General features: G+C 45.7%; 23 protein-coding genes and 1 pseudogene. 6 read left to right on the top strand and 18 right to left on the bottom strand.

All coding sequences use genetic code 11. The features are described from left to right. Positions 1-602: 602 nt before the first annotated feature. Positions 603-926, top strand: a complete 324-nt coding sequence (locus tag PT964_RS08595; protein ID WP_274362937.1) for a hypothetical protein — start codon at positions 603-605, stop codon at positions 924-926. 115 nt (positions 927-1,041) lie between these two features. Here PT964_RS08595 and PT964_RS08590 read toward each other — a convergent pair whose 3' ends face one another. Together PT964_RS08590 and PT964_RS08585 are read right to left on the bottom strand one after the other, a co-directional pair. Continuing rightward, the gene (locus PT964_RS08590) at positions 1,042-2,007 is read right to left on the bottom strand and encodes a stalk domain-containing protein (RefSeq protein WP_274362936.1); all 966 of its coding nucleotides are present in this window, start codon (positions 2,005-2,007) and stop codon (positions 1,042-1,044) included. A gap of 148 nt (positions 2,008-2,155) precedes the next feature. After that, on the bottom strand, positions 2,156-3,034 hold the full coding sequence (locus tag PT964_RS08585; RefSeq protein ID WP_274362935.1) for an aldo/keto reductase: 879 nt from the start codon (positions 3,032-3,034) through the stop codon (positions 2,156-2,158). A gap of 181 nt (positions 3,035-3,215) precedes the next feature. Here PT964_RS08585 and PT964_RS08580 point away from each other — a divergent pair, with 181 nt between their 5' ends. After that, the gene (locus PT964_RS08580; protein WP_274362934.1) at positions 3,216-3,968 is read left to right on the top strand and encodes a phytanoyl-CoA dioxygenase family protein; all 753 of its coding nucleotides are present in this window, start codon (positions 3,216-3,218) and stop codon (positions 3,966-3,968) included. On the opposite strand, the gene PT964_RS08575 is transcribed toward PT964_RS08580, so the two are convergent. From PT964_RS08575 to PT964_RS08565, 3 genes are all read right to left on the bottom strand, one after another. Then, positions 3,969-4,133: a hypothetical protein gene (locus tag PT964_RS08575; RefSeq protein ID WP_274362933.1), complete on the bottom strand. Its 165-nt coding sequence runs from the start codon at positions 4,131-4,133 to the stop codon at positions 3,969-3,971. Positions 4,134-4,166: 33 nt separating this feature from the next. Next, the gene (locus tag PT964_RS08570; RefSeq protein WP_274362932.1) at positions 4,167-4,313 is read right to left on the bottom strand and encodes a hypothetical protein; all 147 of its coding nucleotides are present in this window, start codon (positions 4,311-4,313) and stop codon (positions 4,167-4,169) included. A 485-nt stretch (positions 4,314-4,798) separates the two neighbouring features. Beyond that, on the bottom strand, positions 4,799-6,712 hold the full coding sequence (locus PT964_RS08565; protein WP_274362931.1) for an ABC-F family ATP-binding cassette domain-containing protein: 1,914 nt from the start codon (positions 6,710-6,712) through the stop codon (positions 4,799-4,801). Positions 6,713-6,906: 194 nt separating this feature from the next. On the opposite strand from PT964_RS08565, the gene PT964_RS08560 reads away from it, so the two are divergent. From PT964_RS08560 to PT964_RS08550, 3 genes are all read left to right on the top strand, one after another. Continuing rightward, positions 6,907-7,995 carry a serine hydrolase domain-containing protein gene (locus PT964_RS08560; protein WP_274362930.1) on the top strand — a complete coding sequence of 363 codons (1,089 nt, stop codon included), beginning with the start codon at positions 6,907-6,909 and terminating at the stop codon, positions 7,993-7,995. 109 nt (positions 7,996-8,104) lie between these two features. Continuing rightward, positions 8,105-8,572 carry a hypothetical protein gene (locus PT964_RS08555; RefSeq protein ID WP_274362929.1) on the top strand — a complete coding sequence of 156 codons (468 nt, stop codon included), beginning with the start codon at positions 8,105-8,107 and terminating at the stop codon, positions 8,570-8,572. A gap of 167 nt (positions 8,573-8,739) precedes the next feature. Beyond that, positions 8,740-9,513 (top strand): sugar phosphate isomerase/epimerase family protein, encoded by a 774-nt coding sequence (locus tag PT964_RS08550; RefSeq protein ID WP_274362928.1) that lies wholly within the window; start codon positions 8,740-8,742, stop codon positions 9,511-9,513. 195 nt (positions 9,514-9,708) lie between these two features. Here the strand turns inward: PT964_RS08550 and PT964_RS08545 are convergent, their stop codons facing one another. The 10 genes from PT964_RS08545 to PT964_RS08500 form a co-directional block, all read right to left on the bottom strand. Further along, positions 9,709-10,140, bottom strand: a complete 432-nt coding sequence (locus tag PT964_RS08545; protein ID WP_274362927.1) for a helix-turn-helix domain-containing protein — start codon at positions 10,138-10,140, stop codon at positions 9,709-9,711. A 60-nt stretch (positions 10,141-10,200) separates the two neighbouring features. Then, entirely contained in the window at positions 10,201-10,374 is a 174-nt protein-coding gene (locus PT964_RS08540) for a hypothetical protein (protein WP_274362926.1), read from the bottom strand. Between the two features lie 260 nt (positions 10,375-10,634). After that, entirely contained in the window at positions 10,635-11,021 is a 387-nt protein-coding gene (locus tag PT964_RS08535) for an MmcQ/YjbR family DNA-binding protein (protein WP_274362925.1), read from the bottom strand. A 36-nt stretch (positions 11,022-11,057) separates the two neighbouring features. After that, the gene (locus PT964_RS08530) at positions 11,058-11,384 is read right to left on the bottom strand and encodes a nucleoside triphosphate pyrophosphohydrolase (protein ID WP_274362924.1); all 327 of its coding nucleotides are present in this window, start codon (positions 11,382-11,384) and stop codon (positions 11,058-11,060) included. A gap of 13 nt (positions 11,385-11,397) precedes the next feature. Beyond that, positions 11,398-12,288, bottom strand: coding sequence for a DUF3427 domain-containing protein (locus tag PT964_RS08525; protein WP_274362923.1), 891 nt, complete (start codon positions 12,286-12,288; stop codon positions 11,398-11,400). Further along, complete coding sequence (locus PT964_RS08520; RefSeq protein WP_274362922.1) at positions 12,224-14,581, bottom strand: DEAD/DEAH box helicase; 2,358 nt, start codon at positions 14,579-14,581, stop codon at positions 12,224-12,226. Before PT964_RS08520 ends, PT964_RS08525 begins: the two co-directional genes overlap by 65 nt. Positions 14,582-14,619: 38 nt before the next feature. Continuing rightward, positions 14,620-15,486, bottom strand: a complete 867-nt coding sequence (locus PT964_RS08515; RefSeq protein ID WP_274362921.1) for a phosphorothioated DNA-binding restriction endonuclease — start codon at positions 15,484-15,486, stop codon at positions 14,620-14,622. A gap of 769 nt (positions 15,487-16,255) precedes the next feature. Further along, the gene (locus tag PT964_RS08510) at positions 16,256-18,208 is read right to left on the bottom strand and encodes a DUF3732 domain-containing protein (RefSeq protein WP_274362920.1); all 1,953 of its coding nucleotides are present in this window, start codon (positions 18,206-18,208) and stop codon (positions 16,256-16,258) included. Continuing rightward, complete coding sequence (locus tag PT964_RS08505; RefSeq protein ID WP_274362919.1) at positions 18,205-18,684, bottom strand: three component ABC system middle component; 480 nt, start codon at positions 18,682-18,684, stop codon at positions 18,205-18,207. Before PT964_RS08505 ends, PT964_RS08510 begins: the two co-directional genes overlap by 4 nt. Continuing rightward, positions 18,681-19,868 carry an ABC-three component system protein gene (locus PT964_RS08500; RefSeq protein ID WP_274362918.1) on the bottom strand — a complete coding sequence of 396 codons (1,188 nt, stop codon included), beginning with the start codon at positions 19,866-19,868 and terminating at the stop codon, positions 18,681-18,683. The genes PT964_RS08505 and PT964_RS08500 overlap by 4 nt, the downstream gene beginning before the upstream one ends. A gap of 431 nt (positions 19,869-20,299) precedes the next feature. Here PT964_RS08500 and PT964_RS26505 point away from each other — a divergent pair. Beyond that, a pseudogene (locus PT964_RS26505) lies at positions 20,300-20,485 on the top strand (hypothetical protein); the annotation flags it as partial. Positions 20,486-21,353: 868 nt separating this feature from the next. On the opposite strand, the gene PT964_RS08495 reads toward PT964_RS26505, so the two are convergent. From PT964_RS08495 to PT964_RS08485, 3 genes are all read right to left on the bottom strand, one after another. Beyond that, positions 21,354-21,650, bottom strand: coding sequence for a hypothetical protein (locus PT964_RS08495; protein WP_274362917.1), 297 nt, complete (start codon positions 21,648-21,650; stop codon positions 21,354-21,356). A 109-nt stretch (positions 21,651-21,759) separates the two neighbouring features. Further along, a complete protein-coding gene (locus PT964_RS08490; RefSeq protein WP_274362916.1) occupies positions 21,760-22,179 on the bottom strand; it encodes a very short patch repair endonuclease in 420 nt (139 codons plus the stop codon). 100 nt (positions 22,180-22,279) lie between these two features. Then, complete coding sequence (locus tag PT964_RS08485) at positions 22,280-23,320, bottom strand: DNA cytosine methyltransferase (RefSeq protein ID WP_274362915.1); 1,041 nt, start codon at positions 23,318-23,320, stop codon at positions 22,280-22,282. Positions 23,321-23,330: the final 10 nt, after the last annotated feature.

The following is a 23,330-nucleotide window of genomic DNA, read 5'->3' as shown; positions in this document are numbered from 1 at the left end:
AGAGAAGTTCATATCTGAACTCATGATTTAAAAGCTGACTTACTTTAATTGTACGATCATAACAATCGCACAAGCGTATGCTGGACATTTCCTCGATATCGCAGGAGCGACACCTTCGAAAAGTCCGTGCTCGTTGTTCAGTTTTCAAGGAGCAAGCTTGTCTTACTCGTCCCCGTCACCTTCTCGGCGACAGGAATTACATCTTATCACGTTTCAACGAACCGCGCAACCTGTATTTTTACCATATCAGTTCGCACCGTTCTGTCGATTCTCGTCATTCAACGCCGCCCGAAGGCGTCCGTTTTGAGCGACAAGCAATAATGTATCACAGACGGCGCGCCCGATGCAACAGGAAAATAAATCCACCGACATAGCCATTCACTCATTGATTCTATCCAGTCATATCTGATAAAGTTTATAGAGGGTATTTCGTGCATGGGGCTTTCGTCTCATTTTATGAATATACATATCTCTAAAGACCTTATCGTTATTGAGTTCAACGTTCTTTGGACCTAATAATGTTAATTATTTCACAATTTAATAAAGAAAAATAAATGCTATAATAAAACATATTCTTACGTATGTCAGGCAGGGATCAAACTATGGCTTCACCTTATTTGCGTTCCATTCCATACGGCAACGGGTCACTCGAAGATGTGGCCATCCAGTATTTGCCCAGCACCAAGAAGCTCATCGTCACTTTTTATTATAATGGATTTCAGTTTGCGTTAATCAGCACGATGATTGACGATGAATTCCAACCGATCAAAATCATCAACAACTTAAAAAAGGACAACGACGATGTCCGCTGCCAATTGATCTTGAGCCTGTTGAACGATCAATACAAACAAATTTACAAAACGATCGCCGAAGCAAGCCCATCGTTCCAAACTATCGTGGACAAAGAGTACAACTACTGGCTGTAAAACAGAAATAGCCGACATTCCGGCCTATAAGGGCGAACCCGGAATGCGGCATTTTTTTTGCGCACAATGCAAAAAAGCAGCCCCAATGTAAAGGACCGCTCCCGCACCGCTACAATTAAAATCCGTTCTCAAGCAGCCAATCCATCAGCTCGTCAGGGTGCACCCCGTCTTCAAAATCCGGATTAGCGGTTAAATACCCGATCAGCTCGTCATAAAAGTAAATCGCCGGCGGCTTCGTCGCCTTTTTGTTAAATACGCCTTCATCCGATGTTTCCCCGCCGTATTTGCTTTTCGGATTCCAGATGGAGTTTGCGGACGTTTTGCCGCCGAATTCGCCTTTCTCATTGAACACGCTGTCCGCCGTATCGTCGCTGGTCAATTGCCCCAAGTATACTTCTCCATCGAAGGAATACAGCTCGATCGCAGCCGTATCATCATACGCATCCTCTTCGTCGTACTCCGCGTCTCCAAGCAGCTCCGTCGAATTGATGACCCAACTGTCGAAATAATGCTCTTCCGTCAGCTTTCCGTTCACGTAAGCTTCCGCGTCCTCGCGCGACACTTCGACGTTCCCGGTGTATACGGAGCCTTCCGATGCAGGCGAATATACATACACATACATCCAAGCCGCTTCCGTATTAGCCACAAATTCGGTCAATGCCGAAATATTGGCGACATCCTCATCATAGTTCGCTACGGCCGAGTACGACACGCTCATATACGGCCCGGTTTCATCGTACGCTAACGTCAAATAAGATCCGCCGAGACGGTCTACCTTCTCCGAAACGGAGCTCAGATAGCTCACGATATCTTTAGAAGAACTGCCGGACTTCGTGGTGACGCTTGCGGTTTGCGTTTTGTTATCCCACGTAACCTCCGCCCCCGCGGCCCGGAGCATATTGAGCGGGACCATGACCCGGCCCTGCATGCTGATTGCCGGCACATCCGTCGTCTTCTGTTCTGTTCCGTTGATTTTTACTTTGACGATCGGGTTCCCCTTGTATGTCCCGTACATACCGGATGCGTTCACCACAGTAGCGAACAACATCATCATGACTACAAACGCGATAACTCTCTTCATCCTAATGCTTCTCCCCGTCTATTTGGTAATTAGTAACAAGAAAGATCATACAACAAAACACACCGCTTGTAATTGTGAAAGATAACACAAAAAAAACGGATCCCCCGACTTTAGAAAAGTCGAATGAATCCGTTTGAAGCTTCCAATACTAAGCGATAGAAGTCGGGGCATCGAACACAGACGTGTAGCCGCTGATCGAGCTCAATATCCGCTCCGCGTCCTCGTCCTTCATCGTACCGTAACGCTCGACCGCATCCACAATTTTGGGAAACAGGTGAATGTCGCCCGCACTTGCGAATCCGACCACGTTCGGGAACGACAGCACAGAATGCACGCAAGCATCGATCACTTCCTGCCGGTCGAACGGTTCGTACCAGGTGGAGTACGGCCGCTGCTGCCCCTCACCCCAAGGCTTCTTCGCAACCGCCTTAATGACCCGAACCGCTGCATTCTGCTTCACGGTTTCCTCCATTAAAGCATCGAACGCCTCGCGATATGCGGGCAAAGAGTACATATAATAGTTCAAAGGCAGCAGCACCGTGGCAAAAGGAAACCGCCGAAGCGCCTCCAAATGCGTAACCGGAGCCAAATGCCCGTGCCCGGTAATGCCGATTTCCCCGACAACGCCTTCTTCCTTCGCTTCAATCGCCGCTTCCAACGCGCCGCCCTTCGCAGTGCACAGATCCAGCTCATCGATCGTGCCGACCGCGTGCAGCTGCAGCAAGTCTACCGAGTCCACCTTCATCCGTTCCAACGAGCGGTAAATTTCCTCTTTCGCCTTCTCCTTCGAGCGTTCGCCGGTTTTCGTCGCCAAAAAAATATCGCCGCGAACCTTGCTGATGATCGGTCCCATTCGAAGCTCCGCATCTCCGTAGCTGGCAGCCGTATCGAAATGGTTCACCCCGTGCTCCAGCGCGAACGTAATCGATGCGTCGGCCTCCTCCTGCGTTACATTGCCCAAGCTCGCCGCACCGAACATGACGACCGAGCTTTCATGGTTTAACCGGCCTACTTTACGCTTTAGCATGGCGGATCCACGCCTCCTTACGCATGATCATATGATTTCATTTCGCCATTATGCGGAAAAAATCCTACCCTGTTTCACGATTTCCCCGTTTATGCGAAAGTTTTTTATCCCGCTGTCTTTCAATAGGCTTGGCAAAAGAATAATCTATAAGTGTTGATGCTAGGAAGAGGAGGAGTCGGCAATGCTGAAGATGCCCCCGCGGCCGCCCCGGTTGGAGCCGCTTTCGGAGGAGCAGGTGAAGTTTTTTCATGAGAACGGGTATTTGCTGTTAAAAGGTTCCTGCAGCCCCGATCTGATCGACGCGTTCAATGCCCATGTGTATACGATCCGGTCGGAGGTGACGCTGCCGGAGTGGGCCGCGGTCAAACGGGACGAGGACCGATTCACGCTGCGGCTGTTTAACCCGCACAAGCATGACGGCTTCGCGCTGCAGATGATGAAGCTGCCGATCGTCCGAGGCGCGCTCGCGCAGCTGATGGGCCGTGAGGCGGCCGGCGTGCAGAGCATGTATTTCTACAAGGAGCCGGGCTCGGCCGGTCAGGCGCCGCATCAGGACTATTACTACATAAAAGACGACCCGATGACGATGATTGCGGCGTGGATCGCGATGGAGGAGCTCGTCGACGAGGAGAACGGCTGCCTGTTCGTCATCCCGCGATCGCACAAGCTCGGGCTGCTGCCCCACGGTGCGGTCAAAAATTTGCTCGAGCACGAGGCGTGGACGCACGAAACCGAAGGAATCGACCTGTCGCAGGAGGTTCCCGTCGTGATGGAAAAGGGCGATATTTTGTTCTTTCACGAGCTGCTGATCCACTCCTCCCGCAAAAACCGCTCGCGGGACCGCTGGAGAAGATCGTACGTATGCCATTACATCCGGCACGATTCGCAGGTGCTCCACCGCGAGGATTTGCGGCAGAAATTTATGCTGGATTGATCACTTGCGGGCCTTTTGCTTCCAGAAAAAGACGGCCCCTAAGCCTACGATCGTACCGATGAGAATGAGCCCGTTGCCGAAATACGGGTATTTCAGAAATGTAGCGACGCTGCCGATGATGATCATTAATATACCTATGCCAAGCACGATAAAACGACTCCGCATAACGTTAACGCACCTCGTGTTTAGTAGTTAAGTTTAGTCTTCAGGGGTACGGTCCAAGAACAGCCGGGTAACGGAGGTAGACTCGTTGCTTTGGATCTCTTCCTCCGACGCGGGCTCTTCCAGCTCGTCATCCATATTCATGCCCGGCGCAACGGTCGGTTCGTCCTTCTTATTTTCCATTGTTTTCACCTCGTGGGTATGTTTTGCAGGGAGCATGGATATTATGCGGTTGGCGACAAGAAAGAAGCGGCCGGTGCGGCCGCTTCTTTCTTTGTTTATTCAGATATGGTATGACTGCGCAAATATGAATGGTATGTCGGATCTAAGATGTCCCTTAAACATATCGGCTGTCTCCTGACATCAAATGTATTGTTTCCTCTCTTTCGCCAGGAAAAGACAAATTCCTTTGTTTTCTTGTCGGTTCGTGCGCTCGCCCGGGAAATAAGAAATCCCCACAACTTGTCGTCATGGGGATTAGTGAGGTAAAACATCATTATTTCATTGATATTGCAGTTAGCGCTTCAAATAGTGAGGTGAAACTGCCTTATTTACCGAATTCCCGACACAAAACGGGCGTGCGGACCGAGATAGCGAAGTTGGACCTCACTATTCGGCAAAAACCACGTCGCCGCGTGCAAATAGTGAGGAAAAACTTCCTTATTGAGTTATTTCCGCTTCTGCTGCTCGATCTGCTCGGCGAGCTCGTTCAAGTACGTCCACCGATCCATCAGCCACTCAAGCTCAGACTCCAGCGCTTGCTGCTGTTCGGTCAGCTTTTGCAGCTTCTCGTAGTCGCTGCCGCATGTATCGATCGCCTCGTTCGCCGCCTGCAGCTGCTCCTCGACGGAGGCAATCCGATCGTCGATTTCCTCAAATTCCTTCTGCTCGTTGTAGGTGAACTTGAGTGTCTTTTCCTTCTCGCGTCTACCCTTCTCGGTCGAATTGTCCGAAGCGCGGTGATCAGCGGTAGTCGTCGCCGCCGCACCCTGCGCCGCCTTCCATGCCTCGTACTCCGAGAAGTTTCCGACATGGTAAACGACTTTGCCGTCGCCTTCGAAGCTCCACAGCGTGTCCACCGTCCGGTCCAAAAAGTACCGGTCATGAGAAACAACAATGACCGCCCCGGCAAACTCCTCCAAGTAGTCCTCGAGCACGGACAGCGTGCCGATGTCGAGATCGTTCGTCGGCTCGTCGAGCAGCAGCACATTCGGCCCTTCGACGAGAATGCGCAGCAGCTGCAGCCGGCGCTTCTCCCCTCCCGACAGGTTGCCGATCGGCGACCATTGCAGGCCCGAAGGAAACAAGAACCGCTCCAGCATTTGAGAAGCGCTGATCGTACTGCCGTCCGACGTCCGAATTTGCTCCGCCGCTTCCTTAATATAGTCAATGACCCGCATCGATCCGTCCATCTCGACAGGCTCCTGCGAGAAAAAGCCGATCTTAACGGTCTGCCCTTGCTCCACCTCGCCGCTGTCGGGCGGGACCCTGCCCGCGATCACATTGAGCAGCGTCGATTTGCCGGCGCCGTTCGGGCCGATGATGCCGACGCGGTCGTCTCTTTGCACGATATAGTTAAAGTGGCTAAACAGCGGGCGGCCGGCGGCATTTTTGCCTACGTCATGCAGTTCAAGCACTTTCTTGCCCAACCGCGCTCCCGACAAAGCGATGTCGAGCGTCTCCGCGGTCGATGGGCCGGCTTCCGCCTGCAGCTTCTCGAACCTGTCGATTCGCGCCTTCTGCTTCGTGGAACGGGCTTGCGCACCGCGCCGAATCCAAGCAAGCTCATTGCGCAGCAGGTTTTGACGCTTTTGCTCCGACGCCTGCTGCTGCTCCAGCCTTACGGCCTTTTGCTCCAGAAACACGCTATAATTCCCGCTGTACGCATACAGCTTGCCGCCGTCCAGCTCCACGATGCGGCTCGCGATCCGGTCCAGGAAGTACCGGTCGTGAGTAATCATCAGAAGCGCCGATTTCGTCTTCTTCAAATACTGCTCCAGCCATTGCACCGTGTCGGTGTCGATATGGTTCGTCGGCTCGTCCAGGATGAGCAAATCCGAAGGCCGGATCAGCGCGCTTGCAATCGCAATCCGCCTCCGAAGCCCGCCGGAGAGCGCCCCCATGCGGGCATGAACGTCGCTGACCCCAAGCTGGGAAAGTATCTTCTTCGCTTCGCTCTCCACCTGCCATGCGTCCGCCGCATCCATCCGCGCGCCAAGCTCCGTCAGCTTCTCCACCGCGCCGGGAACGTTGTTTTCCACCTGATGCAAGACGTGCTCATATTGGCGCAGCAGCTGCATAAGCGGCGAGTTGCCTTGAAACACGTACTCAATTACAGTCAGCTCATTGTCGATCGGCGGATTTTGCGGCAAATATTCGATCCGAATGCCGTTGCGGTAAGCGATGTGCCCCGTGTCCGGCTGCTCAAGGCCCCCGATTATGCGCATGAACGTCGACTTCCCCGTGCCGTTCACACCGATAATGCCGATCCGATCGCCGTCATCTATACTAAAATTCACATCGTTAAGCAGCGTTTTTATGCCGTAGCTTTTATTCAGATGTTCCGCTATTAAAAGGTTCAATGGAAAATCAGCACCTCCGTTCCTACCCCATCTCGCTTGCTATGAATCAGTATAAACTTTTGCAGCCTTTTCTCCAATACAATCGAACGTTTCGTAGCAGTAGTGGAAAATCATCCCTTGACAACGTGAATCTATTTCACTATCATATCCAAGTTATGTTAATAACGTAAATATATTATTCTATGGCGGTTACTATGAGAGGGATCGTAAAAGGATTGATATGGACCATCGTCATCATCGTTTTGCTTGCGGCGGCGGTTTTGTTCGTTCTGGGTCGTGAAACGCACGGGGAATTGAAAGGCTCGGCAGCCGAGCGGATGGATCAATATTTGACGAACGAATCGTTCCGCGGTGTCGTGTTGGCAGCGAAGGACGGCGGCATTTTATTCGAAAAAGGGTACGGGTTAGCAGCAGAAGGCGTCCAAAATACACCCCAAACGTTGTATCACATCGCTTCACTATCCAAGTCGTTCACTGCTGTTGCCATGATGCAGCTGGCGGAGCAAGGCAAGCTCTCTTTGGATGACCCGTTGTCCAAATACATAGCGGACTTCCCGGGTGGCGACAACATCAAGATCAGCCATCTGCTCAGCCACAGCTCCGGCATTCCGGATTATATGAACCCGGCATTTTCGTTCGATTACGGAAAGGCGTGGGAGCCGGAGCAAATTGTAGACGTGATCCGCGACGCAACACCGGATTTCGAGCCGGGTTCCGGCTTCCGCTACAGCAATTCGGGCTATGTGCTGCTCGGGCTGATCATTGAGCATGTGAGCGTGCAGTCGTATGAGGATTATATTGCGGAGCATATTTTCGCGCCTGCCGGGATGGAGCATGCAACGTTCACGGTTACTGACGGAGCGGATGCCGCGACCGGTTATGTCAACGGCGAAGCCGGCCCCGCAATGGACGATTCCGCGGCGTTCGCGGCCGGAAACCTCATTGCAACGGCGGAGGATTTGGCGCACTACGACCGCGCGTTGCGGGGCGGCAAGCTGCTGTCCCCGGAGTCGCTGACATTGATGGAGACGGAGCATGCATCCAAGTTCCCGCAAAAATACGGCTACGGCTGGTTCGTACAGCGGGTGTTCGGACATGATGCGGTCGGCCACTCAGGCGGCTATCCGAGCGGGTTCCGCCATTATATGACGCGAGTGCTCGATGAGGACATCACGGTCATCGTACTAAGTAACGATCTTCAGACGAACTCTAAGGCAGTCAATCGTACACTTCTTTCGATCCTGCTGGAGAGGCCGATTTGGATTTGGGAGAAACTGATTTAGCATCATCGATATCATAACGGAGTGCGGGAACTGGTCACAGTTTTTGCGCTCTGTTTTTTGTTTGCGGACCGCCGCCGATAGAGATACTTGAGAACAAAGGAGGTATATCATGAAGAATAAAGGCTGTCTCCTCGTCGTAGTTGTCGTCGTGGTAATCCTAAGCGCCGCAGGCTGGGTGTACAAACAAATTCCGAAAATCAACGGATTTCCGGTCAGCTTCGCGGATATTTATACTCCTCAGGGCAATAACGAGTTCATCGTCCACTGGACCGCCAAACAAAATAAGGAAGCCGTCCGAACCCTAGCTCAAGCATTATCGAATCAGAAGGACCTAGCTCCCCTCGACCAAGCCCCGGCGGATTATTGGTTTCGCATCACCTTAGAGCATACCAGTTCTCCGATTGATATGTTGGTTTGGCTCCCAAGCGACCGGCCCGCTTCATTTGTTTATGCGTTTCGGGAAGCTGACGGCACGATGGGTTATGGCGGAGTTCAGGCATCGTACCCGATTTCGGATCGAAACCGGGATAAATTATTGCAGCTGTTAAGCCGGGAAGTGTCCTCTTCCGAACGATAGAAACCGCCACGGGCTCGTTCAATTAGTTATCCACAGATAATGTTGTTTGATAAGTCAGAAACTTGTCGCTTCGGGAGAATTGCTGCAATGAAACGGCTATGATACGCGTATCTATGTAGAAAGGGACAAAATGAACCGTCAAAATCTTCTTAAAGAAGGTGTTGCCGTTGGTATTGCTCGGTTGGTGCAAAGGGATCGACGAGGCTGACCTGCTGCACAAATATGGGTTCGATTATATTGAGGCACCGATTTCGGCGTTGCAAGTGGAGGATAACAAGCAGCTGCGAATGATGATTTCAAAATATATAAACAGCCCTATTCCGGTGAAGGCGCTCAATTTGTTTTTTCCTCGGGATATGAAGGTGGTCGGACCCGATGTAGATTGGAGAAGGGTGCGGAACTATAATGCCAGGGTTGCCGATGCGCTGGCCAGAATCGGTGCGGAAATTGCCGTGTTTGGCAGCGGGGGTTCCCGCAAATTTCCTGACGGATGGGGCAGGGCTCGCGCGGACGAGCAAATGTTAATCCTGCTAAGAGACATTGCCGGGGAGTTTGCAGGTACAGGGATTACGCTTGCCATCGAACCGTTAAATCGGAAGGAAACGAACCTGATTAACAGCGTTGCGGAAGGGGTTGCTTTTGCGAAGCTGATTAACGCCGAACCGATCCGGGTGCTGGCTGATTTTTATCATATGGATGAGGAGCAGGAGGATTATCAGACGTTAATTGAGCAAAAGGATTGGCTGGCACATATTCATATCGCCGATACCGGTAGGCGCTCGCCCGGAACAGGGCTATACCCTTATGATACGTTTGTTGAAAAACTGAAAGAAGCAGGCTATGCCGGCATGATTTCTGCGGAATGCAGCGTGACCGAACCGGATTTGGAGCTTCCTGCTTCTCTAGCATTTATGAGGCGGCAGTTTGCAGACCTCCCATAAGTCTGGCCGAACGGCCGATCTGGATTTAAATATATTTAGATTCTGCCTCATGTAATATCCTAACGGATCTTATGGCTTGGGCAGAATACTCGTCTTTTATATGATGGGAATGTGATAACGGCACAAAAGCTTGCGAGAGCGTTTGTGCCGTTAGGTGTCGAAGGGAGCGGTCAATTGGAATAATGGCCGGATCCATCAATTTCTAATGTAATATTTATTATCTTCTTCTTTGATAATATCCCTATGCACAAACACTTTTTCAATCGGTTCATTGATTAGCTTCGTTATTTTGTATGCTGTTTTTATATCGATATTACTTGAGTTTAATATCTGATTTACTCGCTGCTTCGATATCCCGCCAAGCATTTGACCTAATTTCTCTTGAGTAATGCCTTTGGATTTAACTAGTTCCTTGGCCTTATTTTCTAAACCTTCCGCTTCAAAAATCTGTATTTGATGGTCAATAAACTCATTTGCTTCTTTATCGAAAAATTTTTCATGGCAATTTGTACATTCAATTATTGGAATGTTTTCGACTACGAGTGTTTTGCCATTAATCACAAATTCTTTAGTGATAACTGTGTTTTTAGCGCTCGTATTCCTGCAGTGAACGCACTTAAATGTCATCTGGTTCACTCCTATTATTAGTTTTATTTATTTATAAATGTGTTCAAAAGGCGAAGGAGGTTAATCCATTGCCGTTATCACTACAATTAATTTATCTCCAGTAATTGTAATTGCAAGCTTTTGACGTTTAGACCCTTCTTCCATTTTGTGTTTTTCCAACCCCTCCTCGTCAGTGTCCGTTCGGATTAATCTGGTAGGGTTGCAAAGGATGTCTTCAACGTCTGCCGTTGTCATTCCTCATCTAATCCTTTGTTCGGTTGCATGTTCAGTAAGGACGAAGAAGCCGTCTCGAGCCAGCATCGAAATCATTGATAAGATTTGACGGTTATTTGGCGGCATCCGTTATAACCTCCTGACCATTTACCCAAATTCTACCACGGGTTCCGAGCCGGGTAAAGAAATTCATTTACTTTTATGAAATAAATAATTAGATTTACTTCTGTTCTTGTAAACAAAATAAATCTCCATAGCATAATCGCCAGGAGATCCATAATCTATCCTTGCAGCTGCTTCACCAATCGCTTCGGCGCTGCACGTAAATAGGCTTCCTTGAGCAGAACGGCTAGCTCGTCCCAATCGATCGACTCGCCTTTCTTCATCGACACCCAGCCGTGGTGGCCGATATACGGTGTTTTGACGTATCGTCCAGATTGCAGCAAAATCTCTTGGTTTTCCCGATCCGACTTGAACGATAGGCCGGTGGTGCCGTCTTTATCGTTCTCTCCCATCATGATGAACGTCTTGCCTTTCACCTTAAACACCGTATGGCCGAATCCGTCGATGATCTCCTCTACCTCAGGGAGCGGCTCGCAAATGCGGCGCACTTGTTCGACCATCGCTAGTCCTTGCTGCGAAGTAATGGTTTTGTGTTCCATTGTCATAATCAACGCCCTCCTTTCGAAATAGGCATGTATACATCAAGCATCTTCAACATTGATAAGAAAAATACCTTTCTTAAAACCTCCGCGTTTAGCTGCTTTATCTGCTCGCACTTTCTCCAGTTGTTCCGGAGTGGATCCATGCGTTGCTGCAAGAGCATAAATCAATTCCAAAATGTCCGCCAGCTCTTCAACTGCAGATTGATCGTCGTTGGCTAAGAGATACTCCCCAATTTCCTCATGAAGTTTATTGCGTAATTCAACCACATATTCGTTTTTCTCCAATGTACGGATGTTTGCCGCTTTGCCTTGGCTGCGTATCACTTCTGGAATGAGATCACGAACTAGCTTGTTATATGTAGGCATTTTTTCTCCCTTCTTACACTTTAACCGCAGTCTGTAGCACGAAAGCAGGCAATGCCTCTCTCATTCTCCATTCGATACTAATAGGCGCTGACCCACTGTGGCTTTGGTAATCTGCTAGCCCAATGCAAGTAAAAGGCATAGTAACGGTTCCCTCACTCTTCTTATCCCTAACAAAGAGCAGCACCGGGTGTTTCGTCTTCCTTTGGTTAATATAACGCTGCCCGGTTGGCGATGTTACCGTCGTGCGGCTTTGAGTTTGCCAATGAAAAACACGCTCATTGATGGCGTAGTCGTGATACATTGTTGAGGGCGAGTAATCCTTTTCGTACTTGTTCAGCGTAATAAAGAATACATCCATGTTACGATCTTTAAGGTGTAGAACTCCCTCTTGAAAATGACTGTGCTTCCAAGCCTTATGCTTGCCGAGTGCGGCCAATACCTGATCAATCGTATAGTTACAATATAAATCAATAGGAACGTCGCTGCCTAACTCGGGAATGGCTCGACCTACGATATCGATCTTATCGCACTGGTATTGAATAACATCCTTCAGTTCTTCGAAACAGAGTGGATTTTCAATCAGCCAATACAACGCGGATTCCACATGGTCAAAATGCTGCTCCTTAAGCTCCGATAATCCCGCATCCCAGAACGTGTAATACAACATAAGGAGCAATTTCTGTTCCTCTTCTGATAGACCTAATAACGCCTGTCCTTTTACCGTCCGAATATTCTCTATGAATCGAAGTGAGGTCTCTAAAAAACGAACCGAATTATTAAATGATAAACGCTCCAGCCCTTTCGCAAGAACGCGTTCCCGTTCCGAATCAATCGTTATATCATAAGGAACAACCTTCTCCGCAACACCGATTCCGGAAATCGTTACCCTTCTTTTGCCTTCCATAGATTTCAACGGGATCCACATGATAGTTTTCGAAAAAATCACCGATTCTAGCATCCGGTTGATGCTCGAAGAAATCACGCACTTTTCGCCGAATATTCCGCAGATTGTTGATTGAACTTTTAATATGATCCAGGACAATTTCCTGAGCTCTCTTCTCCAATATGACGGAACAACCCCGAGGTACATTGGGAAAATGCTGTTCAATCTCCATCACCACGGATTTCCGATTTCTAGGCAGCAACGCCTTAAAACGATCCTCGAAATTATACTCACGGCGCGCATGACCGACAAAATCGAGCACCGTCAGCGCTTCCTTACCCTCGGAGAGACGAAGTCCCCGCCCTAACTGCTGCAAATAAACCGTTAAGCTTTCCGTCGGACGGAGGAATAGAACCGTGTTAATTTCCGGAATATCGACACCTTCATTATAAAGGTCGACAACAAAGACGAAATTGATCTCTTTCCTTACCAAACGCTGTTTCACCGTGTCACGAACTTCGTCGGCCGATTCAGAAATAAGATATTCCGATGGAATTCCTAGAACGCTAAACTGCTGCGCCATAAACTCCGCATGTCGCTTTGAGACACAAAATCCGATCCCGATAATATCGTGCATATTCGTACAATAACGCTCAAGCGCCGAATAAATATAACGAACCCGTTCATTCGCTTGCTTATGTTGGAATACGAAAACATTTTCTAGCTCGGATTCATCATATTTTCCATATCGCCAGCTTAGGTCGCTCAAATCAACACAATCCGTAACGCCAAAATAGTGAAACGGACTTAACAGCTTTCGCTCGATGGCCTCGTATAAACGAATTTCAGCTGCGATCCTTCCATTGAAGTAATCCGTAACGTTTTTTCCGTCGGCACGCTCGGGTGTTGCGGTGAGACCTAATAGCACCTTGGGTTGAAAGTAATTCATTAGCTGCTGATACGATGGCGCGGCGGCGTGATGGAATTCGTCAACAACGATGTAATCGTAGAAATCCGGAGATGTTCGGCCGATGAGATCCTGCGAATTCAAAGACTGAATCGATACAAATAAATGATCCAGACTAGATGGGGTTTCCCCGCCAACCAACATTTCCCCAAAGTTTAAATCTCGAAGAACGGATCGAAAGCATTCTATGCTTTGACTAAGAATCTCCTTTCGATGCGCCACAAAAAGCAGCCGACAAGGCGACCCCTGGTGCTGCTGACGAAATCGACGATAATCGAAGGCTGAAATGACCGTCTTACCCGTACCCGTGGCCGCGACGACGAGATTGCGATAATAATGATGAATTTCGCGTTCCGCTTGCAGTTTATCCAGGATCTCCTGCTGGTAATAGTAAGGCTGTATATCAAAAAAATGTGCCCTCCGCACAGCTTCCTCTTGGCCGCTAACCCGCTCCGATCGAAGCGCTCTTCGAAGCTCCGCTGCGTGGAGCTGTGGTATATAGCTCATAAACTCCTGGTTATTCCAGTAATGCTCGAAGGTTACGTCAACCTTTTTCAAAATATCCGGTGCATCTTGCTGTGTCAGCTTCACATTCCATTCTAAACCGTTTGTCATAGCGGATTCGGACATATTTGAAGAACCTATGTATAACGTACTGTAACCGGTATTCCGCCAAAAAACGTACGACTTCGCGTGGAGCCTAGTTGTTTTCGTATCATAAGAAATTTTCACTTCCGTGTTCGGAAGTTGGGCAAGCTTCTCCACTGCTTTATAATCCGTTGCACCCATATAGCATGTCGTGATTACGCGAAGCTGGCCGCCGCGGGAGGTAAATGCTTTTAGATCATCGAGCAAGAGCCGAAGACCACTGAATTTAATGAAAGAAACAAGGAAATCGATTCTGTCACTCGTTTGGATTTCCTTTCTCAACTCCGCCATCATGCTCGGTTCCCGCTTGTCCCCGGTAAAAAGTGAGCTCAATGCAAGTGATGTGCTGGGGCGCATCGCTTCCCGCTCCGGCTTACTTAACTTCGGGAGCTTGCGTGAGTCGATAATTTCGAGCAGCACACGATCCAATCCAAAATGAAGCGTACCACGCTCAAGGGTATTTGCTGTATGTCGGATAATTTCATTGCAAAGAGCGACATGATCCTTCACTGTGTCATCCGAGTTTTCAATATAAAGAAGAACTTGAGTAAGCAACCGCCCCATATACTGACCCAACAGCTTAGCCGATACGGCGCTATCGATATGCTTCAAATCTGCTTCCCATTCTTCGATTAGCGACTGAATCTCTGTGACAAGCATCTCGTTGACAACTTGTTCGTAGATTCCAAGTGTAAGCATACGTATGCCCTTTCATGGGAATGAGAAACATGATGTTTTTACGCTCTATACCTAGCCGGACCTTTAAACACTTCCCGAAAATGCCACCCTGTAAAATGATCTCTTGGTGCATAATCCGGGTGAATAGGAGATCTTATTGCCTTACCGTGATATTTCATAAGCCAATCTTCAAAGCCTTGTGTCCCGTAGGCACCTTCAGCTACGAGTACCTCTTTATCAGATGAAATAGTGAATACTCCACGGTCAAAAAGCTTATGGTGGAGCGAACAAAGAGCCACTCCATTCTCTTCTCGATCCGGCCCACCCGCCTGATGCCATTGGATGTGCGCCGCTTCAACCGCTACCAGGACATTGCCTAAGCGGACATGAAAACCGCATATCGCGCAGCTATGCTCATAAGCTCGAAGGATTCGCTCCCTGAAATACGGATCCCGCGATTTCTTACGAGTGAGATGATAGTGAAGCCCGACCTCTTCCAGAATATCTTCATGCATCGTATCCGGAAAATGCTCCTCTAGCACCTGCATGGCAAGCTCCATCACTAACGTACGGTTATTATCCAGTAACAAGATAACATCCGGGTTAAAGCCACCGGCAACTCCGTTTTCGAGTAATTTTTTATCATTTGGATTTCTTTTATCAACCGCTGTGTCTAACTCCCAGATTCCGTCACCAACCAATCGTACGAAAGGTTCCTCAGGGTGGTACGACTTACGAGCCGGTCCGAACTCGGTGAGCAAGTTCTTAAGCTTGACTCTCGCCTCTTCGTAGGGAAGATTTGTTTTACCGTTCAAATACTGTCCGAGTGCATAAAGGATGAGAAGCGGTTTGTGCGGAGCTCTTTGACCGTTTTTCTTCCATATGGTTAGATTCGCAAATTTTTGTTTTAGTTCTTCCGGTTTCATGTCATTCACCCAATCAGAAATGCGTTATATACTTAGACGACTTCGGCAAATAATAACAAAATCCTTTTAACCTCCTCGTAACGTGTGTTACAACTCAAAAACAATACAGATGTCTTGATCTATCAGAAGGCTTAACAATAAGGGCAAAATAAAGACGGATGAATTGAAAGTCTAGAATTTGTTTCCCTTTTCCGCATACCCTTGCTTGGTCAGGATTGACCACAAATAGCAGGTCAACTTACGCCGTCAACTGCCGGAAATTATGAATTAATAATAACAATAATACTGGGATGACATAATGATGATTGTTACTAAACTAAATAGCCAAGATCTTATGTTAGATCTCGGCTTCGTACTGTGATCTTTAAGGTAAACTACCACCTGCGAATTTAATCCTGTCAAGATAAGAAATTGGAATTTGAGCATCTCAGGATTTTTCCGAGAGAAAACCCAGTCGTATCAAGGGGTTTCGGGTTTTAAGATAAATGTTCGAGGAATCCGAATCATAAAAACGATTTTTTGGCCAATTTTGAACCACAGTCGGTCATATTCTCTAATGCGACTGGAAAATTGGGGCAAAGTGGAACCGAAATGATAAATTGTATCATTTAGTCATGATACAATTTATCCAATCGCATCTAGAATCAGTTAATAAGATTGCAAATATTGTTTCGAACTCTACTTGGCATGTTCTAACATAACATAAAACAATGACCAACAAATGGGGGTAATCGCTTTTTATTTTTGGGCTCTATAGCGTTTATTATTGCTAATCGTTCTCTTCCTCAAACCAGTCCACAGGAATTAACGCTCTTCCGTTTCGCCAAGGTTCTTCAACTAATGAGCTCTGAAAGTCTTCGTCATCTATATTGGCATGGTCTAATACAATAATTTGGAATTTCCCTTCTAATTCATTACAAACAGAATATAATAGGTTGAATAAACGTGAAACTGCTAATCGATCCTCGTCTGTCAGCTCTTCGTCTAAACCTTCCATAACCTCATACTTTTCCGGTGGAAAATACACCTGAGTTGGCTGATCCAGAATAATAAATGATGGGACGGGTCTGTCGCGTTGTATAAAGTATTTATGAAGAGCCAAATGTGAAATTAAATGACAACCAAGCCAGTTTTCGCCACTGCCCATCCTGTACATTGGAATAGGTCTTTCTTCTTGATCTGCAATGACAGTAAGATATTTTAGATCCAGTCGATATGGAGATGATGAATGTTCCAGTTGTAAATCTTCAGCCCATTTTGTCATGTATGTAGATATTCTGCTTAGAACGGATGTCAATAATTCATCTTTCTTTTCTTTATCAAGCTCCTGCTCAAGTATCTCGATTCTACCTTCTAATTCTGCAATTTGTATTTTTAAGTCCTTATCTTCGTTGACTTCTTGATAGTTCTCTAAAAATAAACTAATTCTGCCCACCACTCTGGCAATTCTTGTGTTGATTTCTTTAATATCATCGGCTACTTGCTGTTCCATCAAAAGAGTGTTCATAGCATTCGTAATCGACTGTAACTCTTCTTTATAAGCCTGTAGTTGATACTCCAATTTTTGCAGGAATTCCCGTAGTTTAGGCCGTTCTCTTTCAACAGATATTAAATTATTTCTCAAATTTAAAAGTGAGTTATTAATCATCTCAACAGTTGGAACGGTGTTCTCCAATCTAGACGTACAAAGTGGACAATGATTTTGCCCGTCACCATCACTTGGAAATAAATGTACTGATTCAAGTCGCAATCTTTGTTGATTCGCTTCAAATGTATATCCAACAGCTTCGGCAGCATAAGCTTTTGCTGAACTTATTTGATCATTAACTTGTGCAATTTGCTCTATTAATCCTCGTCTTTCTGATTGCATTTCCTGCAAACGGTCAGTTTCGAATATGGGTTCTGCAAACGGTTTCCATTTCAAAGTGCCTTTTAAGCAACTAAGAATGTAATCCGAATCACCCGATTGAACCTTTTCATCCAACAATCCAACTTGTTTCGCTTCTTCAAATAAAGTGATTGCCTGTGCATTTGAATTACCAACTATAGTGGAAGCTTCGTAAAATTTCCGTTGCAGCAGCTTGAGTTGCCTTTTTGTTTGCCGAAGTTCCTGCTCTAACTTTAATTGATCCTCACGAATTACACCTAGAAAGTAGGGAAGCGTATCCTTAATAGATTGCGGGATAAATGGTTCGTTTTGTCGGTGGAAAAGAATAGATTCGTTTGCTATAACACTTTGTTTTTGAAAGAGAAAGGTACGTGCGTGCTTGAAATTCGCTTCCAATGGATCACGCGATTGCCCCTCGGAAGGGATATGTAGATTGGGCGAAATTCCTATCAGACTTCCTAAATAATCAACCAGACTATCATCGTTGCTATTTGTTGTTATGTTGTCAATTTCAGGAAAATCTATATCTGCCCCTACTTCTAGATGGATTTGGCTTTGACTTAACGCATTTCCTTCCGGAGCTTTTTTTACGATTAAGATCTCTTGTTGTTCGTAGATGAGTTTTATTCCAAAATATACGACATGATTTCGAATTACACCTTCGGGGATTCTAAATTCCGATCTTCCTAAACAATATTCGATTATTTCAATAATTGCTGATTTACCAACTTTAGATTTTCCTGTGATAATATTTACCTTACCTATAATAAAAGGAACAATACGCTTGCGCCCTTGTTTATTATATAGAGCAAGCTCTTTGATCTGAATACTCATGGACAAATCCCCCACATTGTATAAATAGTAGAACTTGAAGAGTTAGAAAACCAACGACCAACAAATTTGCTTTTATTCGCGATCTCCTTAATTTCGTCATCAATAAGAAATCTTCTATATCTCTTCTCAGTTGCAAAAAAGCGCCCATTTAATTCTGTGAGATATCCCTTGTGAATAAGAAATAACATCGACTCACGCGTAATACCAATCATCTCATTTACACGATTTGCAAAGCCAATTCGAATTTCAGGATTAGATTGCAACCAATATTGGAGGTGCGTTCGAATGGTAGAAGGGAGTTGCTCCCGTGTATGACGATGCAAAACAATAGGTAATAACAAAAACATGAGCTCGAACGGAACACCCGTACCAGTTTCGCTTTCATAGGATTTTACGTATTCTTTAAGTATGTACCCACAAAAAGCGGGGTTAAGGAGGTTCGCTACTTCAGTCGGACGTTGGTTCCAACTATTCATCCTGCAGCCCCTTCCTTATGTGCCGTTTTTAATTTATCAAGTACTTGCTTAAAATGAGGATGCCATCCTAAAGGGGTTCCTTCTTTATCAGCAAGTATATGGTAACTCCCTTTTAACACATAGGGTTCTGTACAACCTGGTCTAATCGTTAAATGGGTCGCTTCCATCAAACGATTGTATAATGATTTCCCTCTTTGTTCCAATTCTGGACCAGTTAATCCTTCAATACCTGATTCAATTAAAATTTCAAAATACTCTTCCCATGCTTCATGTAATCGTTTCTCGTAACGCTCCAATTCACCGATACTTACCAGGTGGTCAGATATCCATTTAGATCGCTGCATAAAAGCCCTATAATAATCCCTTAGAGCGAGTTCAATTCTCTTTTCACTTAGAGATATGATTTGTAATTGTTGAACAAACTGTCTTCCATCGTAAGTTTGTGGGTCTTCGGGAACATCGCTTTGATAATCAATTGGTAATCTGTCTGGTCTCAATTGATCTGCGATATCATGTATTTTTTCGGATAAGACTGCTCCAGATATAGTTCCCATTGATTGCTCTTTTAAATGGATTATGACCTGCTGGAACCACCATCCTTCAAGCCGTTCATATAAAGAATCTATTAAGTTTCTTCTTACCGAGAGTGCTAATAGACCTTTAACCTTATCCGAAACGTCAACAATATCTGGTGATTGGTCTAGTATATACATGTTTTCAACTAATGAAAATTGCTGCTCCGGAGTTAACGAAGAGAATGCTTGATATGCAGTCTGATTCGTTTGACTTTCTGACGTAGCAATTACATCAAGCATCATAGATCTGGCTTTGGAAGGATCTCTTATAAGGTTATCCTTCAAATAGTGTCCAATTGAGCCGTGTGGCACAGTCGCCGTTGTCACTAATGTTAGACGTGCTAAAGGAACTTGTGATTTTAGTGCCTCACTCCAAACTCGTACTGTTTTCCATAAATCTGAACAAGCATTTGTTAAGGAAGCAGTTGAGTTCAAATGGTGCTTGAGTTGTAGGAGTTCAGCAGGTGAATAACCATCTTCAAAAGCAACGTCATCCAACTTCTCTATTGATAATTGAGAATCAATCCTTTGCAATAATAGGTATAGAGCATATCTGGATTGATAAAGGTAACCTATAGCAGAGCCTCCAGCTGAAAAAGGTGTAGTCATAACAGATTCCCCCCTACTAAAATACAATATATGCTAATATTCTATCAATTATATTTTAGAGATGCCATACCATTGTTTTTATTAGTCGAAGATATCGAGAATTTGATGGCCTTGCCTGTCCAAGAATAGACGAAAATAATGTCCGTATTCATGGAAAAGGAAAAGGATGCCCCATTGTGTGAACTTATGGATACAGTTCACACAATGGGGCATCCTCCAAAAAACCGTGTGATGATCATTATAGCAGACTTTTGTTGGATGCAAAGGAAAATGAAACCGACATTTTTGTTAGGAGTAAGGAAATGTTCCTTGCCCCTGTTGGGGGGAATCTGAGTCTAATAAGGAGCTGCATGTGGGTGCAAAATTCCGGCGCTATCGGCTCATCATTCGACGAATACTAAGCGGATCGTGCATATAATCATCATGAACTTCCGGATCTGTTAGCTCCATATAAGCATTACGACACTAATAGCATTGAAAGGGTAATTCAGACCTCCCCTACACTGACGTTGCGGCAGATGAATCCACGATCATGCGCTGGCGAACTGGGTTTACGGCATAGTGTATGCAAAAAAGAGTTCTCACATCGCTTGCCATCCGTTATGACCTACCTGTAGCATGTTTGTCAGCGTCGCCATCGTCCGTACTCCATCCTGTTAGACAATTTGTTGGAACCCGCGCTACCTTTTGGTTCTCTCGAGCTGTCCGGCCAATTGCAAATTCACATGCTTGAGGTTACAAACCCGGTATGCCTTCTTTTCCGCAAAACACGGGGTTACACTCATGTCATCCTAAGGATTGGAGGAATGAGATTGAAATATTTACGAAAAGCGAAGATGTAGCGGAAATGCGGTTTCATGTGTCGCCGTTTATCGCAGGGAACGACCGAACTAAACTCAAACAGCTCAAAGTATAGAACTACAATCAAACTGGATTATCCGAACGATTGTTGCGCCGGTATTTGACACAGTATCGGCCTCAAAGTTTGCGTGTTCAAAAGCCCAAAGAACGCGGTCGCAAACTGGTTAATGGTGTTATTTACGAGGTGATCCTGAAAGTGTCGATTCTTCTTCGGCACGAAGTGCCTAGCAGGAGCGTCCGACAATTCATCCAAATCCAATGGGAAAACAAGATCCAGCCGAGTAACAATGAAAAGGAACACATTACAGGAGTAACTGGCACGTCGTGGTTACAGCTCGAGGCAGTTGCGCCTGTATACGGAAACGTGGCGTTCGCCGCGCGTTGCTTTCAAAAGTGCTATCGCAACACTTTATGGCAAAGTGACATCAAATATAACCCTTTGTCATCGTAGGCCCAAACGGGGCGAAGAAACAGGTGTATCTCGTACTCATTGTCGATGATGCTACGCATTTCATTGTACACGGCCAGTGGGATGTCTCTTTTTAATGTACTGCTATTCTCATAATCAGCTGTGGCCACAGGCAAGCTACGGCAATCAATCATCAGAAAAATAGCACATAGTTTTTATACTGAATAATTCCGGTTATACACTTCCTCGAACCATGTCTCCCTTGTTCCTTGAAAAGTTGCCCCGACGTGCTCCTTAAGGATTTCATGAATTGGGGAACCGAAATTCTCGCGAATCCATGTATCACCTATCCGCATTCTTGCCAGTTGGTATTGCATTCCCCTAAGTGAGCTCTTAGTGAACGTAATACCGATTTTCAATGAACCTTTTGGACCAGTAACAGTAAAGTATTTCACTCTACTGTTTTTTGGGATTTTGATATCCGTTGGTGAAAAGGGTTCAATATGCATCATAAACTTCCTCCTCAATATGTTATCGCGAAGAACATTTGGGCTACTTTCAAATGACGAACCCTTTAACAAGGGCACGTCATAAATTTCATAGAAAATTATTGTAAATTAATTACCTCTTATCAAGAAACGTGCCTAACCTCTGTTCTATTGTTATTAAATCTGCTTTTTTACTCATCTCGCAACTCCATATGATTAATACATCCCATCCTAGTTCTTCAAGTGATTTAAAATGTTTTAAATCTCGTTCAATATTCTTTCCGATTTTTTTCAACCAAAAATCTTTATTTGTTTCAGGAAGTTTGCTTTTAACACAGCCATCATGCCCATGCCAAAAGCATCCATGCACAAGTATTACTTTCTTGTACTTTGGCAACACAATATCTGGTTTCCCCGGTAGATCAATACGATGCAATCGAAACCGGTAACCCATTCGATGAAGAAGTTTACGTACGATGATCTCCGGTTTCGTGTTTTTACCTGATATTTTACTCATAATTTCGCTGCGTTTTACTTTATCGAACTTATCCATTAACTCAACCCGTTCGAATACAATTATGGATCACCCAAGGAACCTACTAGGAAGGTGATATTAACCAAACACTCCCGATTTCTATATTAGAAGTATGTTTCTACTGCCGGACAAAGTGTTCAGTAATATGAGAATGAATGTTAAGGCTCTGAACCTTACTAAACATCGGTGGCAATGCATTCCCAATCATAAGTGCCAATGACGTTTTTGGAATATGCGCAGGGAAAATATAATCAGGCGGAAATGTTTGTAACAATGAAGCTTCTCTTGCCGAAATGCACCTATTTTCTTCAGGGTGAAGGAACCTACCTTTTGAGGGATTCAGACACCCGCCAGTAATAGTCGAAGAAACATCATTCCACCTAAGCCGCCCATAGACATCATTAAATCCGACATTGTCCTTCTTGTGACAGTCTAAAATATACTTTTCCGGGAGATCTCTCCTGCTTCCCCCGTTTTTAGGAATGTTACTAATCATTTCTTCAATTCTTTTAACATGTTTCGGAAAAATTCTGTGTACTGGGTCAGAAGTAGTAAATGCACTTTCCAACCCCCCAATCATCTCTCTAACAGTTTTTCTTTCATTGTTTCCGGGTGATATTTTTATCTCACCGACGCGTGAACCAACCATAACAAATCGTTTTCTTCTTTGAGGAACTCCATATTTTGAAACATTCACAACATCAAAATCGATATTATACCCTAAAATCTTTAACTCTTTGGCTACTTCCTCAAAAAGTGGATAGCTTATGATCGAGGGCACATTCTCCATCATCAGAGTAAGGGGCATGAATTCTTTTACAAACCTCAAGTACTCCAAAATAAGGTCATTTCTAGGATCTTCAACTGGTTCCTTCCGGTTTAGTCTTCTCATCGAAGAAAATCCTTGACATGGAGGACAACCGGCAAGCAAATGCAAGGTTTCCCCATTCAATAATTTCTTAATTTTTTGCAAATCTATCGTGCGAATATCTTCGTCGAAAAGCAATGTTTCTTTGTGATTTTCGGTATACGTTTCGGCTGCGAATTTGTTAATCTCGACAGCTGCAACTACGTGAAATCCAGCTTGCCGTAATCCTTCGGATAACCCTCCACAACCTGCAAATAAATCAATAGCTGTATAAGTTTCACTCTTATTCATTGAATCACCC

The sequence above is a fragment of the Paenibacillus thermotolerans genome (assembly GCF_028745515.1).
GTDB classification, from domain to species: Bacteria; Bacillota; Bacilli; order Paenibacillales; family YIM-B00363; genus Paenibacillus_AE; species Paenibacillus_AE thermotolerans.
Note: the sequence above shows the minus strand (reverse complement) of the source record. Positions and strands in the feature narration are given on the sequence as shown.

Bases quoted from the DNA above. Each gene is read 5' to 3' on its own strand.
- PT964_RS08595 (WP_274362937.1), top strand. From the start codon at position 603: ATGGCTTCACCTTATTTGCGTTCCATTCCATACGGCAACGGGTCACTC.
- PT964_RS08590 (WP_274362936.1), bottom strand. From the start codon at position 2,007: ATGAAGAGAGTTATCGCGTTTGTAGTCATGATGATGTTGTTCGCTACT.
- PT964_RS08585 (WP_274362935.1), bottom strand. From the start codon at position 3,034: ATGCTAAAGCGTAAAGTAGGCCGGTTAAACCATGAAAGCTCGGTCGTC.
- PT964_RS08580 (WP_274362934.1), top strand. From the start codon at position 3,216: ATGCTGAAGATGCCCCCGCGGCCGCCCCGGTTGGAGCCGCTTTCGGAG.
- PT964_RS08575 (WP_274362933.1), bottom strand. From the start codon at position 4,133: ATGCGGAGTCGTTTTATCGTGCTTGGCATAGGTATATTAATGATCATC.
- PT964_RS08570 (WP_274362932.1), bottom strand. From the start codon at position 4,313: ATGGAAAATAAGAAGGACGAACCGACCGTTGCGCCGGGCATGAATATG.
- PT964_RS08560 (WP_274362930.1), top strand. From the start codon at position 6,907: ATGAGAGGGATCGTAAAAGGATTGATATGGACCATCGTCATCATCGTT.
- PT964_RS08555 (WP_274362929.1), top strand. From the start codon at position 8,105: ATGAAGAATAAAGGCTGTCTCCTCGTCGTAGTTGTCGTCGTGGTAATC.
- PT964_RS08545 (WP_274362927.1), bottom strand. From the start codon at position 10,140: ATGACATTTAAGTGCGTTCACTGCAGGAATACGAGCGCTAAAAACACA.
- PT964_RS08540 (WP_274362926.1), bottom strand. From the start codon at position 10,374: ATGACAACGGCAGACGTTGAAGACATCCTTTGCAACCCTACCAGATTA.
- PT964_RS08535 (WP_274362925.1), bottom strand. From the start codon at position 11,021: ATGACAATGGAACACAAAACCATTACTTCGCAGCAAGGACTAGCGATG.
- PT964_RS08530 (WP_274362924.1), bottom strand. From the start codon at position 11,384: ATGCCTACATATAACAAGCTAGTTCGTGATCTCATTCCAGAAGTGATA.
- PT964_RS08525 (WP_274362923.1), bottom strand. From the start codon at position 12,288: ATGGAAGGCAAAAGAAGGGTAACGATTTCCGGAATCGGTGTTGCGGAG.
- PT964_RS08520 (WP_274362922.1), bottom strand. From the start codon at position 14,581: ATGCTTACACTTGGAATCTACGAACAAGTTGTCAACGAGATGCTTGTC.
- PT964_RS08515 (WP_274362921.1), bottom strand. From the start codon at position 15,486: ATGAAACCGGAAGAACTAAAACAAAAATTTGCGAATCTAACCATATGG.
- PT964_RS08510 (WP_274362920.1), bottom strand. From the start codon at position 18,208: ATGAGTATTCAGATCAAAGAGCTTGCTCTATATAATAAACAAGGGCGC.
- PT964_RS08505 (WP_274362919.1), bottom strand. From the start codon at position 18,684: ATGAATAGTTGGAACCAACGTCCGACTGAAGTAGCGAACCTCCTTAAC.
- PT964_RS08500 (WP_274362918.1), bottom strand. From the start codon at position 19,868: ATGACTACACCTTTTTCAGCTGGAGGCTCTGCTATAGGTTACCTTTAT.
- PT964_RS08495 (WP_274362917.1), bottom strand. From the start codon at position 21,650: ATGATGCATATTGAACCCTTTTCACCAACGGATATCAAAATCCCAAAA.
- PT964_RS08490 (WP_274362916.1), bottom strand. From the start codon at position 22,179: ATGGATAAGTTCGATAAAGTAAAACGCAGCGAAATTATGAGTAAAATA.
- PT964_RS08485 (WP_274362915.1), bottom strand. From the start codon at position 23,320: ATGAATAAGAGTGAAACTTATACAGCTATTGATTTATTTGCAGGTTGT.